General features: G+C 55.2%; 9 protein-coding genes. 4 read left to right on the forward strand and 5 right to left on the reverse strand.

What is annotated here, in order from left to right; genetic code table 11:
* The first annotated feature begins 106 nt into the window (after positions 1-106).
* Positions 107-2,437 carry a GMC family oxidoreductase N-terminal domain-containing protein gene (locus ABD971_RS28015; protein WP_345327057.1) on the forward strand — a complete coding sequence of 777 codons (2,331 nt, stop codon included), beginning with the start codon at positions 107-109 and terminating at the stop codon, positions 2,435-2,437.
* An 83-nt stretch (positions 2,438-2,520) separates the two neighbouring features.
* Here the strand turns inward: ABD971_RS28015 and ABD971_RS28020 are convergent, their stop codons facing one another.
* The 4 genes from ABD971_RS28020 to ABD971_RS28035 form a co-directional block, all read right to left on the reverse strand.
* On the reverse strand, positions 2,521-3,750 hold the full coding sequence (locus ABD971_RS28020) for a DUF1559 domain-containing protein (RefSeq protein WP_345327058.1): 1,230 nt from the start codon (positions 3,748-3,750) through the stop codon (positions 2,521-2,523).
* 164 nt (positions 3,751-3,914) lie between these two features.
* Positions 3,915-4,433, reverse strand: coding sequence for a hypothetical protein (locus ABD971_RS28025; RefSeq protein WP_345327059.1), 519 nt, complete (start codon positions 4,431-4,433; stop codon positions 3,915-3,917).
* 448 nt (positions 4,434-4,881) lie between these two features.
* The gene (locus ABD971_RS28030; RefSeq protein WP_345327060.1) at positions 4,882-7,509 is read right to left on the reverse strand and encodes a prolyl oligopeptidase family serine peptidase; all 2,628 of its coding nucleotides are present in this window, start codon (positions 7,507-7,509) and stop codon (positions 4,882-4,884) included.
* An 83-nt stretch (positions 7,510-7,592) separates the two neighbouring features.
* A complete protein-coding gene (locus tag ABD971_RS28035) occupies positions 7,593-8,078 on the reverse strand; it encodes a hypothetical protein (protein ID WP_339937564.1) in 486 nt (161 codons plus the stop codon).
* 188 nt (positions 8,079-8,266) lie between these two features.
* On the opposite strand from ABD971_RS28035, the gene ABD971_RS28040 reads away from it, so the two are divergent.
* The 3 genes from ABD971_RS28040 to ABD971_RS28050 all read left to right on the forward strand — a co-directional run bounded on the left by ABD971_RS28040 (position 8,267) and on the right by ABD971_RS28050 (position 13,186).
* Complete coding sequence (locus tag ABD971_RS28040; RefSeq protein WP_345327061.1) at positions 8,267-10,318, forward strand: sulfatase-like hydrolase/transferase; 2,052 nt, start codon at positions 8,267-8,269, stop codon at positions 10,316-10,318.
* A 100-nt stretch (positions 10,319-10,418) separates the two neighbouring features.
* Complete coding sequence (locus tag ABD971_RS28045) at positions 10,419-11,906, forward strand: Gfo/Idh/MocA family protein (RefSeq protein ID WP_339937566.1); 1,488 nt, start codon at positions 10,419-10,421, stop codon at positions 11,904-11,906.
* A 470-nt stretch (positions 11,907-12,376) separates the two neighbouring features.
* Positions 12,377-13,186, forward strand: coding sequence for an SDR family NAD(P)-dependent oxidoreductase (locus ABD971_RS28050; protein WP_345327062.1), 810 nt, complete (start codon positions 12,377-12,379; stop codon positions 13,184-13,186).
* A 58-nt stretch (positions 13,187-13,244) separates the two neighbouring features.
* On the opposite strand, the gene ABD971_RS28055 is transcribed toward ABD971_RS28050, so the two are convergent.
* The gene (locus ABD971_RS28055) at positions 13,245-14,741 is read right to left on the reverse strand and encodes a glycoside hydrolase family 10 (RefSeq protein WP_345327063.1); all 1,497 of its coding nucleotides are present in this window, start codon (positions 14,739-14,741) and stop codon (positions 13,245-13,247) included.
* Between the last annotated feature and the right edge of the window lie 138 nt (positions 14,742-14,879).

Raw genomic sequence — 14,879 nt, forward strand, 5'->3', positions numbered from 1 at the left:
ATGCTTTTCACGATCAAAGCGACACGCATCTTGCCGATGCCAAGGAATGGATTGTTCCGGTTGAACATTCCACTACTCCTCTTGATCGCTGACGAGACTGGCAAGGATGCTAGATTTTTCTTCATTGGATGCGTTTTCGCGCCGAGATATCCTCAAGGGTTCTTTGGCTGCGGGTTTTCTACCGTTTGGCCTGGGCGGGAATGACAATCAACCCGATTGTCCGATTCAAACGATTCGCGAGAAGCGTTTTCCTGCGCTCGTTGCGATCATCCATGCGCAAATTGATTCGCTGTGGTGCGGACATCAAGGCGATGATGCCTGCCAAGTCGCTCGTGAAGTGCTGATTTACGCCGAGCATCTGCCCGCGAGATTGCAACTCGGACTGAACGTCGCCCTTTTGTGGTTGAACCTTTACAGCGTCAAGCACACCGGCCATCAACTGCACAAGCTTTGCCCTCACGAACTTCGCCGACTGCTCAATCAAGGGGAAACCCCGTGCGATAAACACGGCCCACCTCGCATCGAGTGGACCGATGACCATCTGCTGCATACCGCCATCGGCGGCGTCACGATGCTGGGACGATTGGTGATCCATTCGCGTCAACCGGCACGTCAATTGATCGGCGGCGGATGGTCACCTCAGTGCGAGAAGCCTGAGTTTTTAGTGACGATGGATGCGCCACCATTGGCGGATCTGAACAACCATTACGACGTCTGTATCATCGGCAGCGGGGCGGGCGGAGCAACCACCGCCAGCCGATTGACCGCCGCGGGGCTGCGCGTGCTGATCCTTGACGTCGGTGACTTTGTCAGCCCCGATGCATTGATCCAAAAGATCCCGCAAGACGATGGCAGCATCAAACTGTCGCCGCCACGCAGTGACCAAGTTCTTTATCGACTTTACAAAGACGGCGCCGGTCAAATCGCCGGCGGGCTGGGGAACGTTCATTCGAAATTGCAGCTCGCCATCCCGTCGATGCGAAAGAAGATTCCGCCCAAGCAAACCGTCAACGTTTGCCAAGCACGCGTGTTTGGTGGCGGCCCCTACGTTAACAATGCGATTCACCTGCCGATCATCGAATCGGTTTATGAATCGTGGGGCGATCGTCGACCCACCGGTGTCGACTATTCGCAGTTATCGGAATTGATGACGTCGGTCTGTGACGAGCTCGGAGTCAACACCGAGGTCACCAAGTCTCAGATCAGCGATCGCAGTATGCGTTTTGCCGAAGGATGTCACGCGCTCGGCGAAGATGTCCAACCGCTGCCCGTGGCGATGCGGCGTGAGTGCTTGGGCTGCGGCAGCGACAATTCCGTGGACAGTTTCGGGGATCACATCGGTGGCATTCATCCGTACAAGGCAGGCGAACCCAACAGCTTCCTGACTCAGTCGATGAACAATCCGGTTCCCGCCGAGGTGTCTTACCGAACCGAAGGCAAGCGACTGCGAATTCGTCGCGATGAAGTGGGCTCACTGCGAGTCGACGGCATCGACGTATGCCACCGCAGTGAATCGGGATGCCATACACACACCACGATTTCGGCCAACGAATTTGTTGTCGCTGCAGGGATTGGTGAAACGAACAAATTGCTGAGCCACAGCTTGTCGTGTGCGGGACTGAGAAACCAACATCTCGGTAAACGATTGACGGCGAACATCGGAACGGCACTGTACGCGATGTTTGACAAGCCGATTTGGCCATCCGATAGCACTCGCCCTGAACCGGGCGTGACTCAGTGTTTCTTAGTCGATCGCCGCAACATCATGGAAAACGGCAAAATGGTCGAGGAACCTGCGTTGGAAAATTGGTTCCACTTTCCCGGCACGGTCGCGCTGGCGTTAACGGGATGGTTCAAAGAGTTCGCCTGCGTGATGCGAAAGTTCAATCATCTGTCGATGTCGGGCATTGTCGTTCCCACCAAAGTTCGCTGCAGCAACTACGTGGACTCATGTGGCGATTTCCATCTCGAATTCGACTGTGACGAATTTGAAATGCTGCTGCGTGGTTTACGGCGTGTTGCACGGATCTATTTTGCGGCGGCCAAACCCGATGACGGCGTCTCGCTGCATCTGCCTACCAAATCGATCCTGATGCGATGTGGCCGTCCGTTACGCATCCGAAACATGGATGATTTTGAATGGGGATTGAGCGAAATTCGCCGCCGCGGTCCCGCGTTCGTCAATCTGTTGACCACCCATCCCCAAGGCGGCGCTTCGTTGGGCGACGTGGTCAATCCCACGACCTTCCAAATGATGACCGACTGCGGTGAAGCGATTGAAAACTTGACGGTCGCCGACACCTCGATCTTCCCTGCCGGTTGCGAAATCAATCCGCAACTGACGCTGAAAGCGCTCGCGACGTTGGCGGCACAGCAAATCATTCAACGCTCGTCAGCCACGTTGCCACAGCCGACTCCGGCATTGGCACGGTCGTGAAACGAGCGTGAAGGCTCAACGGGGATGTCGCCCGAAAGTCTTGGCGACTTTCGCTACCGAAACGGAAACGGCAATCGATTGGACTAGAAGTCGTCGCTAATGACTTCTCGCGAAGCGCGTGTGCCAAGGGCTCCCCACAAACCATAGGGACTCTTGGATCCAGGAGCGCTTTCGCCGGCACCACCGCTCCAAACATTCTCGTGGTGAACGTCACCGCCGATGATTGAATCGGTAACAAATTTGACCGAGCCATCGCCCATCAACACATGCACGCCGCCCTGATGTCGGCTGCTCGGCGGTGCAACGCCATGCGAGCTGGCGTTGGGACCGCCAAAACAGAGTTCACGGTTGGGAGGAATGATCGTGTTGAAACCAGTGTAGGACGAGCCGCTCGATGCCCAACGAAATCCGCGACCGTGATTTGAAGGAGCGAGCGTTGCCACCCCGGCAAGCCAGAATTTGGGACGATTGGGGTCGACCAACCCGTCGTGAACACAATAGTCGGGTTCTTCACGCACCAATTCGGACGCGTCATTGCCGATCGCGGCAATCGTACGAATGTCATTGTCACCGAGATCCGTTGCGATTTCGCCTGCAAAAATCGTGTTGGACATACCATCCAACACGTCACGGAAACGCATCGTTTGGTGCGATACAAACGCGCCTCGGCAAGCTGCACGTGCTTCGGTCTCATGCGTCGCCAGATTGCTGAGCGTGACGGTCGTCGCACTCTCGATTCCCAGCGGTCCGCGATCCATGTAATGGATCGAATCACCAAGACAGACCGCATAGTTGGTTCGTCCAAAGCTAGGCAATCCTACACCGGGATCACTCGGGCAACGCAGCGTCGCCAATTCCGTGACCCAGGGTTGATAGTTTGCTTCGTCCGTTTCTGGGCCCATTGCCGGATACGATCCCAGCGGGTTGCTGATCTGTTCCCACAACGCTTGCTGTTCAAAAAATGGAGTCAAGCCAACCCAGGCCGACAAATCCATGCGGTTGCTGACATCGCTGCCGATCGCAGCTCCGTTGACCCAAGTCCCGCCGCCATGCATCGGCAATTGGTTGTAGGACGAATGATAGTTGTGAATACTCAAACCGAGCTGTTTCACATTATTGCTGCAGCTCATCCGACGAGCCGCTTCGCGAGCCGCTTGCACCGCGGGCAACAACAATCCAACCAAGACCCCGATGATCGCGATCACGACCAACAGTTCGACCAAGGTGAAAGCGAAACGTGGGTTCCCCGAACGCGAGCTGCTAGCGTAAGGGCGGGGGCGACTTCGAGTGTGCAAGATATAAGAAGTGTTCATTGTGATTCTCTACGATTCAAAAAAGATTAAATGATTCAAAAAAGACCGGACCGAAATTCCAGCGCACGGCAGAGCGTCGGTGGAAACATCAAGCAAACATCAGCATCAAAATGCAGATGCAAAATCATCGATGGTGTCCGTGCCACGTGCGGCACGAAACGTCTTTAAAGAATCGCAGGAGGACCGCGAGAAGAGATGCCGCCGCGTTGGACGCGTAGCGGCCAGCCGATTCCAGTCGAACCGATGCGATCGACCAGCGTGATCTCGCCTATCGAGGACGACGAATTGGCGACGGTTTGACCGATTAAACTTTGGGCTGCACAGAGAGCACACAGCCCGATACAAGCGTGAGGATCGCCCGAATCGACCGCGTACAGGACCGAATGAGACTGATCGGCGGGGGAATGAGTGAGAGCCGCTGAAGGAGCCGAATGGCTCGTAGGGGCAACATCACAACGATCGTGGTGGTGGCAGCACTGCGAACCGTCATCAGCATGCGAGCCGTCGCCGTGGGATGAATCGGGCGTCGCTAACGCCGCGTCGCAACCGTGATCCGAACAGCACGTCGAACCTGCCGCCCCGCCAAGCTGCGTGTGCGAATGCCCTGGATGATGGTGCATCGCCGGCAAAAGCCAGCCGCCCACCACATAGGCAATCAACGCGATCCGGGAAGCAAGATTCATCAAAACAGTGCAGAACAGTGACGGTAAGAGAGAGAGATTTTAAATAGCTTCTACGCGACGTTTACGAAAGTAGTTCTAGCCTAAGCAAGTTGAATTAAACCAAAAAGGTGATTTCTTGTGTTTTTTGACGATCGCACCCCAAAAACGCTCATTCCCAGGCTCCAGCCGGGGAATGCACTGCTTTCGAGGCTCTCGCCTCATTTTTTTCTCGGCTCATTTTTTCTCGCTCGGCAGGCGGACAGCCCGCAATTCATTGGGTTCCAAGCCAGGCGTCCCCACGATGCCGTTCTGAAGCTGCATTTTTCACAACCCGACGCGTCAGCGTGCGAATCTTGATCTTGTTTCAGTCCCTCGCTGACGTGTTGGGTTATGGGGGGTGATTGCTCTGCGGCCCGAGACATGTCGAAGTTTGCTAAGCCGCTCTTCCACAGAACGCGGCGAGCACGATCTAAAACCGGGGTTCGTTTTTCCATAATTTACGAATGAAGAAGTCGGCTTGGCGACGGTGAGCATAGGGGTGGCTCGCGGCGCCGTGACCGACCCCGGGCATCACCAGCAGCTCAAAATCCTTATCCGCTTTGACCAACGCATCGACCACTTGCATGGTCGTCGCGGGGTCGACGTTTTGGTCCATCTCGCCCACGATCAACATCAAGTCACCTTGCAACCGATGAGCCTGGGTCACGTTGGATTGCTCGGCATAATGAGCCCCGATGGGATAGCCCATCCATTGCTCGTTCCACCATCGCTTGTCGACGCGATTGTCATGACATCCGCAATCAGCGACCGCTGCGTGATAGAAGTCGCCATGAGCGATCAGGGCTCGCATCGCACTCTGGCCACCCGCGGAGCCGCCCCAGATGCCGACGCGGGAGAGGTCCATTTCAGGTCGGTCGATTGCCGCCGCCTTCATCCAAGCGATGCGATCGGCAAACCCGCTGTCGCCAAGGTTCTGCCAACACACGTCGTGAAATGCTTTACTGCGATGGCTGGTCCCCATCCCATCGATTTTGACCACGACAAACCCTAGCTCGGCCATTTCAACCAAGCTGCTATGGCGGCCAAATTGCTTGGGCACAAACGCGGAATGAGGCCCGGCGTAAATGGCTTCGAGCACCGGGTACTTTTTACTCGCGTCGAAATCGGTAGGACGAATGATGATCCCATGGATATCAGTTTCCCCATCGCGTCCTTTCGCGACAAACCGTTCGGGAAATTGCCATCCAGTCTTCAGCAACTCGGACGCATCCGCCTTTTCCAACTCAACAACCAACTCGCCCGTCTCGGCATCCCGGAGCTCGGTCACCGGTGGCAGATCGACTCGCGAATACGAATCGACGAGATAGCGGCGCTGGGGCGAGAATCCCCACGCGTGATCTCCATCACCACGCGTCAAGCGAACGAGATCGCTGCCGTCAAAGTTCACTCGAATCAAATGACGATGATAGGGATCTTGATTCTTGTCGATCCCCGAAACCGTTAACCAAATTTGTCGATTCGCTTCGTCCACATGTTCGACACCCCGCACCACCCAATCGCCATGGGTGATTGCGTTTTTCACTTCGCCGCTGGCTTGATCGATCAAATACAAATGATTCCACCCCGAGCGTTCACTCATCCAGATCGCTTCGTTGGTCGCATCGATTCGCCGCAAGAAAGTCTTGTGTGAATAACAAACAAACGTCTCGCTCTGTTCATCGATCATCGCTCGCGGCTCCGCAGATTCCGCGTCGACCGAGATCACACGCAGCGTTTGATGGCCACGTTCGTTGTACAAGAATGAAAACGAGGTACTGTCATCGTGCCACTGAAAATCGCCAATCGAGTAGGGATTCGGAAACAACGAATCGTCAATCATCGTGACGGTTGTCTCGGCGATTTCGTTTTCGTTGACACGAAACAGGACGGGACGCGGATGATCCATTGCGTCACCGGGCTTTGCATAATTGACGGTATGCAATTCGGAGTGAATCGAGCCCTTCGGTGCAGCCTGGACAATCGGAATCGTTCGCACGTCGACTTTCTCAGTTTTCATCACGACAAAGCTGCGAGAATCGGGTGACCACCAAACTCGTCCTGCGAATCCATTTTTGTCATCGCCGCCCGTCGTCAAAACAGCTCGTGCATCGGAAGCTGTTGATGTCAGCACGACATTGTGATTCTCGAAAGCAACCTGCCAAGAATTATCAGGCGAACGAGATTGCGACGAACGGCCCGCACGTGCCGATCGTTTTGTCAAATTTCGTAACGGTTTGGGTTGGGGCGTATCCGCGTCGATTCGAGCGAGCGACTGCCACACGTCGGCGACAAATGCCGCGACGATCGAACCGCTAGGAGATTCTAGGATCCAGCTGTGCCCCTCGAACGTCGAAATCGATGCGGTTTTCTGAGGTGCAACGCGGCCGTATTCGCGGTACTCGCCAGTCGGGGTCACCCATTTGTAACGCAGCGATTCGGCGGTGCGGTTTTCAAACTGAATCTGCGTCCGATCGCCGCCATCGCGACTTCTCTGCACCTGTCGATTGGCAGGAAGTGTTTCTACGGCGTCCGAATCGGCGCGGTCGCGTTCTCGCGAATCAACCTCGCTGAGCGGGCCAGCAGGTAGGACGAACTGCCACTTTCGCTTTCCAAATTCAAACCGAGCCTTGGTAAATTCGGTGTCAAAGGACAACGATCGCAGTTTCAAGTTTGGTTTCGATGACGCCGCGTCCTGTCCCAGTTCTGATGCAAGCAGGCTCGCCAATTGGTCGTGATCAAAGGCCTCATTGCGAGTCTTTTTTTCCGGATCGACGATGATGTAATGGAATGCATCATCGGATGTGAGAACTTGATACCAAAACGAACCCTCCGACGACTCGCTCCAGTTTGGATCGACTTTGTCCGCGAAAATGGGTTGATTGATCCGCTTGGTCAGCGTTTGCCAGCGTTCGTAATTCTGTTTACTACCTTGCCCGATCGCCGCCGTCGGCGCGATCACGATGGCAAACATAGTCAACAAACAGAGAGCACGAGCGGCGAAGGGACGCATGTTTGGATTCTCGCGAGGCAGGTCAAACGGAGACAGGTGGGCGGACAAACCAGGAGCCTGGGTAGGGTAGGGTGGGGCAGGGCAGGGCAGGGCTGGGCTGGGCTGGGCTGGGCAGGGCAGGGCAGAGGCGTCTACTCGAAGTGGGCTTCGGTCACCCCACGTGCATTGCTGGGCAACCGCCCTGTCACGGTGACCTCGGTGATCGGGTACCGACCTGGAACGAATCGCTGATTGGCTTTGGTCATAAAAATGCTTTGAGGCAACACCAACGTTTCGCCTTTTTGCAGAGGGGAATCACGGTACAAAAAATACTGGCCGTTCAAATTCACGGTTAGATTGGGAATGTCATGATCGGCCGTGTTGACGATCACCACGACATCGGTCAACAGCCCGCCTTGGCCATTGGGGGCGACGACGGTTTGGCGGTCCAGCGAGACTTCCACCGGCAGCGATCGCGAGGCGGCGCGACCATAAAATGTCGCATACAGACTTAGCCCCGCCAACGGGAACAGACAGACCGCCAGAAGTGCCAGCGTCAGCCCCAGTCCCGACAATTTCGGGCTCGGCGCTATTTTGCGGGGCGGTTGGTCCGCCAGATCGGAATTGGTTTCAGTCATAACCGGCAAGATAATCAATACAAACAAAAAAACAGGTAGTCGTTCAGTGTAGGGCGTGCAGGTAAACCCACAAGCAGAGATTGGGTTACAATGAGAACCGAACCTTATGCGGTCCCATTCCGCCGTACTCCTGGCGGCGATCAACGACGACGCTTATCAACCTTCCGATCACGAGTGATACCCCAAGAATGATGCGATTGACTGCCCTGTTTTTTCTCACAATGACGCTGGCCTATGCCGGGCCCCACCCTACGGCGACGGCGGCCGACCTGCCGTCGAAGCCCAATGTGATTTTCATTTTGTGTGACGATCTGGGGTGGGGTGACCTTGGAGTCCTGCACCAAAACAATTCCCAACACGACAAGCGGCTGCATACGCCGATGATCGACCAAATGGCGGCCGAAGGCATCCAGCTTCGCCAGCATTATTGTCCGGCTCCGGTCTGTGCCCCCAGCCGTTCGTCGCTGTTGACCGGCGTGCACCAAGGACACGCCGAGGTGCGAGACAACCAATTCGACAAGAGTTTGGCCGACAATCATACGCTGGCGACGGTGATGAAAAACGCCGGCTACACAACGGCGTTGATTGGGAAGTATGGCTTGCAGGGCAATGGCGACTCGGCAGAAACATGGCCCGCCTATCCGACCAAACGAGGTTTTGATGAATTTTTCGGCTACGTTCGTCACGTCGATGGGCATGTGCATTACCCCGCCGACGCGTGGCCACTAGGCAACAGCGAAAACCATCGCCAACCCAAACAGGTATGGCATAACGACCGCGAAGTTTCCGCGGGGCTTTCAAAGTGTTACACCACCGACTTGTTCACGGCACGAAGCAAACACTGGATCGCTGAACAGACAAAATCGAATCCGCAGGAACCGTTTTTTCTGTACCTCGCCTACGACACACCCCATGCGGCCCTGCAAACGCCGACGATGGCTTATCCCGAAGGCAGCGGTTTGAAGGGAGGAATTCAGTGGACCGGCGAAGCGGGCCACATGATCAACACCGCCGAAGGGGAAATTGATTCGTACCGCCATCCCGATTACGTCGGCAAAGGTTGGAGCGACGAGGAAGAACGATTCGCCACGATGGTGCGGCGAATTGATCACTGCGTCGGCGATCTACTGCAGACGCTACGTGATCTAAAGATCGACAAAAACACGCTTGTCGTGATCTCCAGTGACAACGGGCCGCATCAAGAAAGCTACCTTTCCAATTCAAATTACGACCCCACGTCGTTCCAGTCCTACGGCCCACTCAATGGGATCAAACGCGATGTTTGGGAAGGCGGCATTCGCGTCGCCACGTTGGCATGGTGGCCTGGGAACATTCCGGCAGGCAAGATCAACACAGAACCAAGTCAGTTTCATGATTGGATGCCGACGTTTGCCGATCTTGGAGGGATTGCTGCTCCGGCCCGCACCGATGGCGTTTCGCTGCGTCCACGATTGACTGGAAAAGGCGAAGCGGCAGCGAGCCAGATTTATGTCGAGTATTCCCAGAACGGATCGACCCCAAAATACGAAGACTTCTCGCCATCGCATCGCGGCAAAAAACGAGGCCAAATGCAAGTCGTGCATTTGGACGGATTCAAGGGCGTGCGAGTGAACATCAAGTCACACAACGATCCGTTTCAAATCTTTGACCTGAAAAAAGACCCCAAAGAACAGCACAATCTCGCGGACACAAATCCAAGATTCAAGCAACTTGAAAAGCGGATGCGTGACCATGTCTTGCAATCACGGATGCCCAACGCGAGTGCTAAACGGCCCTACGATAATGTTGCTATTCCGGCAGCCAAAGTCTCGGAAGCGTCGCCCGGTTTGCAGTGGTCGTTCTACGAAGGCGATTTCCCCTACGTCCCGAAAACCAGTGGAATGAAACCGCAAAAAACGGGCACGTCTGCGAATATCGATGCGGCGGAATTGCCAGCCGGCAAGGGGGCCATCCAGTGGACAGGCTGGATCGATGTGCCAGAAACGGGCACCTACCAAATGACCTTGTCGACGAGCAGCAAAGCGTTTCTACGGATTCACCAAGCGTCGGTGCTCAATGCCGACTTTGGTTACCAAGCGGGACAACGGCGTACGGTTTCGATTAAATTGGCCAAGGGTTATCACCCGATCCAATTAACATGTCTGTCCGATGGCCAAACGCCGCCAACACTCGATTGGAAATGGGGCCGTTCGGCAAACGAGTTGACTTCCATCGAGGACAAGTCGTTGTTCCGTAAATAGCCGTCCCACAAAAAAAACCTTTTTGACTCCACTCACCGTACGTTTTATTACCCGATCGCTCTTTTATCACCGAGAGCGTCTAAATTGAGGAATCTTTATCATGACAGCTGAAAAGCAACCCGAGAATCAATCCAATCGCCGCGGCTTCATCACGCAGTCGGCCGGTGTTGCGGCAGCAGCATCGGTGGGCCTCTCCGCCACGCGAGCCTCTGCAGCAGCAGGATCCAACGAACGGATGCGAATTGGATTCATTGGCCCCGGTGGTCGCGGCTACGGCGCACACGTCAAGACACTGTGCAAACTGCACGAAGAAGGCCGGAACATCGAGCTGGTCGGTGTCGCCGAAGTCTATAAAACGCAGCGAGACAAGGTCGCCGACCACATCAAGAAAGCTACGGGAACGGATCCCGGTCGCTATGTCGACTATCGCGATATGATCGAGAAAGAAAATCTCGACGCCGTTTGTATCGGAACGCCTGACCATTGGCATCACAAACAAACAGTCGATTCGATCGCAGCGGGACTGAACGTCTACTGTGAAAAACCGATGACCAAGACGGTCGAGGAAGCGTTTTCGGTCGAGAAGGCGTGGCGTGAAAGCGGCAAAGTCATGCAGGTGGGCGTGCAGTCGACCAGTTTGCCGGTTTGGAATGAAGTCAATGCGTTGCTCAAAGACGGTAAGCTTGGCAAGGTTCTTGGGTTCCAAACCGAGTACTTCCGCAACAGCGATATGGGACAGTGGCGGTACTACAAACTCGAAGCCGACATGTCGCCCAAAACGATCGACTGGGAACGCTGGCTCGGATCGAACGAAGGACTTGCACCGGAGATGCCGTTTGACCGCGAGAAGTACAAACAGTGGCGTCGCTTCTGGCCATTTGGCAGCGGCATGTTCACCGATCTGTTCGTGCACCGCACCACTTCGATGTTAAAAGCAACGGGACTGCGAATCCCTGGACGCGTTGTTGGGGCGGGCGGTCTTTACATGGAATACGACGGCCGCGATGTGCCTGATGTGGCCACGGTGGTCGCCGATTTCAACGAAGGCGTTCAAGGCTTGGTGACCGCCACGATGTGTAACCAAGAATCACGAATTGACCAACTGATTCGCGGACACTTTGGCACGTTCCGTTTTGGAAACGGCGAAGAATTTGACGGCTTCGATTTTGTTGCCGAGCGTCCTCAAGTCACGCACGAGCGTGACTACAAAGACGAACGCATCGCCACCGAAAAAGTCGGCAATACGACGTACGCTCACTTTGCGAATTGGCTTGATGCATGCGAAGCAGGCGAGCCCATGATGTGTAACAACCCACCCGACTTGGGTGCCGCCGCGATTGCCGTCGTGAACCTCGGTGCGGAAAGTTATCGTCAAGGCAAGGTGTTCTTCGTCGATCCAGAAACCCGCGAAATCAGCACCACCGATCCAGGTTGGGCAAAAAAATGGGAACAACTTTCCGAAGCTCGCGCCAATCCAAAACATATCCCCGGATGGAATGCGGGTGATTTTGGTAGCAAATTGGTCGAACCGGAATACATGAATCTGGGCGGTCCTTGGATCGACGGGAAAGATCCCGCGAAATCGTAGTCCCTTGCGACTGCGGCGACATGCCGTCGGCTTCGATCAAAGCATAAAAAAAAACCGGCCAATGACGTTTTCACATCATTGGTCGGCTATTTGAAATGCTTCGATCGGTCGGCGGCAAAATGGAGCCGCTGGGAGAAACGCGAAAGTCTCAGCGTACTACTGTACAAGCCTTTGAATGACTTTGGCGAACCCGGAAAATGATCCCTCTGCCGAAATTAGACGACCGAAGCGGTTGTGGGTCTTATTCAGTCCCACAACCTTTATCTTAGACTCGCTAAGGTAGTCATCAAGGTAGGTCGGCAAAAGTTTCGCCCGTCGATGAGACGAACTTGCAAAGTTGCTGCTTTTTTTCCGAAAACCAGTGACAACAAAACTTTTGTGATTTCGCATTTCCTACATTTCCCATCCGCAGCTCCCTCCGTTTTCGCCCCTCCATTTTCGCTCACGCAACAATCGGAATCTCACGCACCATGAGCCCCACGTCATCTCCCTTCGATCTGACCGGACGCCGGGCCCTTGTCACGGGCGGTACCCAAGGCGTCGGAGCAGCCATCGCAAAATCAATCGCCGCCGCCGGAGCGGATGTGTTGATTCTGGGACGCGACGAAGACGAGAACGCGATTCGCACGCGGACCGAACTGCGAGAATTGGGCGTCCAAGCGGAATTGTTGACAGCCGATCTGTCAGCCCCTCCGAGTGGATATCTTGCCAATCTAATGGAGACGATTGAGAACACGATGCCGGGCATCGATCTGTTGATCAACAACGCCGGCACGTTTATCGACACCCCTTTCCTAGAGATGACATACGAACGTTATCGCACCACGATCGATTTGAATGTCACCTCGGGATACTTTTTGACTCAGGCGTTTGCCAAACGTTGGATCGAAAATGGCGTGGCTGGCCGTGTGCTGTTTACCGGATCGATCAATGGCGTGTTGGCGGAACCCGATCACACCGCTTATGACACCAGCAAGGGAGCGGTCGCGGCGATGGTTCGCTCGCTGTGCGTTTCGCTGGCCCCGCATCAAATCCGCGTCAACGCGATGGCACCGGGGTTGGTCCGCACTCCACTAACCGACATTGTCAATCAAGACACACGCGTTGAAAGCTGGATGAAACTACACACACCCAACGGCCAAATCCCCAGCCCCGATGCATGTGGTGGTGCCGCGGTATTCCTGTTATCCGACGCGGCGGAACATGTCCACGGACAAACGTTGTTAGTCGACGGCGGAATGAGCGTTTGGCAACAACCCGATGTACCGGAAACGTGGTAAACGGTGTTGCATGACGCCGAAAGTCTTGGCGACTTTCGCTACGCGAAGGCCGCGGAGCTTACGCTAAAAAGTCGCGTCGGACTCGCGTCAAATAATCCAGCAGCGGTCGCGGTTCGTTTTCGGCGTCGATCAGCCCCGAATGGCTCAACACATGCGGCAATGCATCGGACCAGCCGTCCCAAACAATGCCATGCACGATATGTTTGGCAAGCAGCGTGCGAATCAGCGGACTTGCGATTCGCAGTTGATCGGAACTCGCATCAAGCTCGGACGAGGTTTCCGGTAGCGGTTCGAGGGGATAGATCGCCTTTTCATCCGCTCCACGATCTCCGGGGATCGACAGCTGAACCAGCAGCGGCAATCCGAGCGTTCCCCAGCGGTCAATCATTTGGCCAAAGTCGATGGCCGACCGCGGCAGCGTCGCGCCGCTGGCGTAGTTCACTCGCACATCCAAACCAAACCCTGCCATCCCGAGTCCGCTGCGAGCGATTGCATCGGCAAAGTGAAGCGGTGAAATTGCGTCTCGGTGTTTGGCCAAATATTCGCCAAACGGTTGATCGAACATCATGATCGCCGGGGTGTTGGGATCATTGCGGCGCACCGTCTGCAGAATCCCCACAGCTAATCGCATGATTTGCTCGTCGTCAAGCTTTAGCGGGCCGGGTGTATTGAGTCCCGAAGCACAATTCCAAAGTTGGACCGAACCGCGAAGTTTTAAGACGGTGCGTTCGGCAAAATTACAAACCGATTGCAATAGCGACTCAAAATCATCTTCGAGCAAATACAGCCAGTGTGGCATCAAACGCTCGCGGAAATCCAATAGCGGACCTCCGATCACGCGTAACCCTTTGGACGCGCACCAACGAATCGATTGCTCGGCCGCGTCGTAATCGAAACGGCCTGAATCGGTTTCGATATCGGCCCAACTCAGTCGCACCGCCGCAGAATTAAAGGCCGCACAAAACGCTTCCTCGTGATCTGGCTCGGTTGGGCTGGGCGGCACCACGGCCGCGGCCAACAACGTCCCCAGCTGGTTCTCACGCTGTTTGCGGAACGAAACCGACTGGATCGCGTAACTATCACCGAGTTCCGCGTTGGCTTGTTCCAGGATCGAAATCGCTTCGATCGCATACTCCGATGCCACGCCGGGGTCGCCACGACGCTGAGCCGCGTCAAGAAAACGTTGCGTTCCCTCGGCCATCAGCTCTAGAAATGTGCTGGTCAGCGTCAATCCGGCTCGTTCCCACGCGTCGGATTGGATACGGGCGCGATAACAACTGCCGCGAGCCAATTCCAACAACAGCAGGTGGGCTTCTTCGAGCGGCCGCAAACTACAGGTATTGAGCGTGCAATAGCCGACGCCTTCGACCGGGCAGGTCAAAAACAGCTTCCCCGAGGACTCGATGCCTCGCGTGATCGTCAATCGCGAGCCATCAAATTCGTTTCGCGATTGCCAAGGAACCCCTTCAATCCCGCAGATATAGGCATCTTTCCAGAGAGACCGGCTGATAAAATCTTGAGCCGTCTCAGGGACATCAAAGAAAAACTGTCCCATAGTGTCTTGCCAGGCTGATTCCGAAGTTGATGAGTCATACGCGCGTGCGCAACCAAAAATTGAAGCATAAGAGCGTAACGTATTCTTTCCAGCACGTCGCCATCCGTCTTCTGCGACAGTTATTGTACTTTCTAACTA

The sequence above is a fragment of the Novipirellula rosea genome (genome assembly GCF_039541335.1).
Classification (GTDB): Bacteria; Planctomycetota; Planctomycetia; order Pirellulales; family Pirellulaceae; genus Novipirellula; species Novipirellula rosea.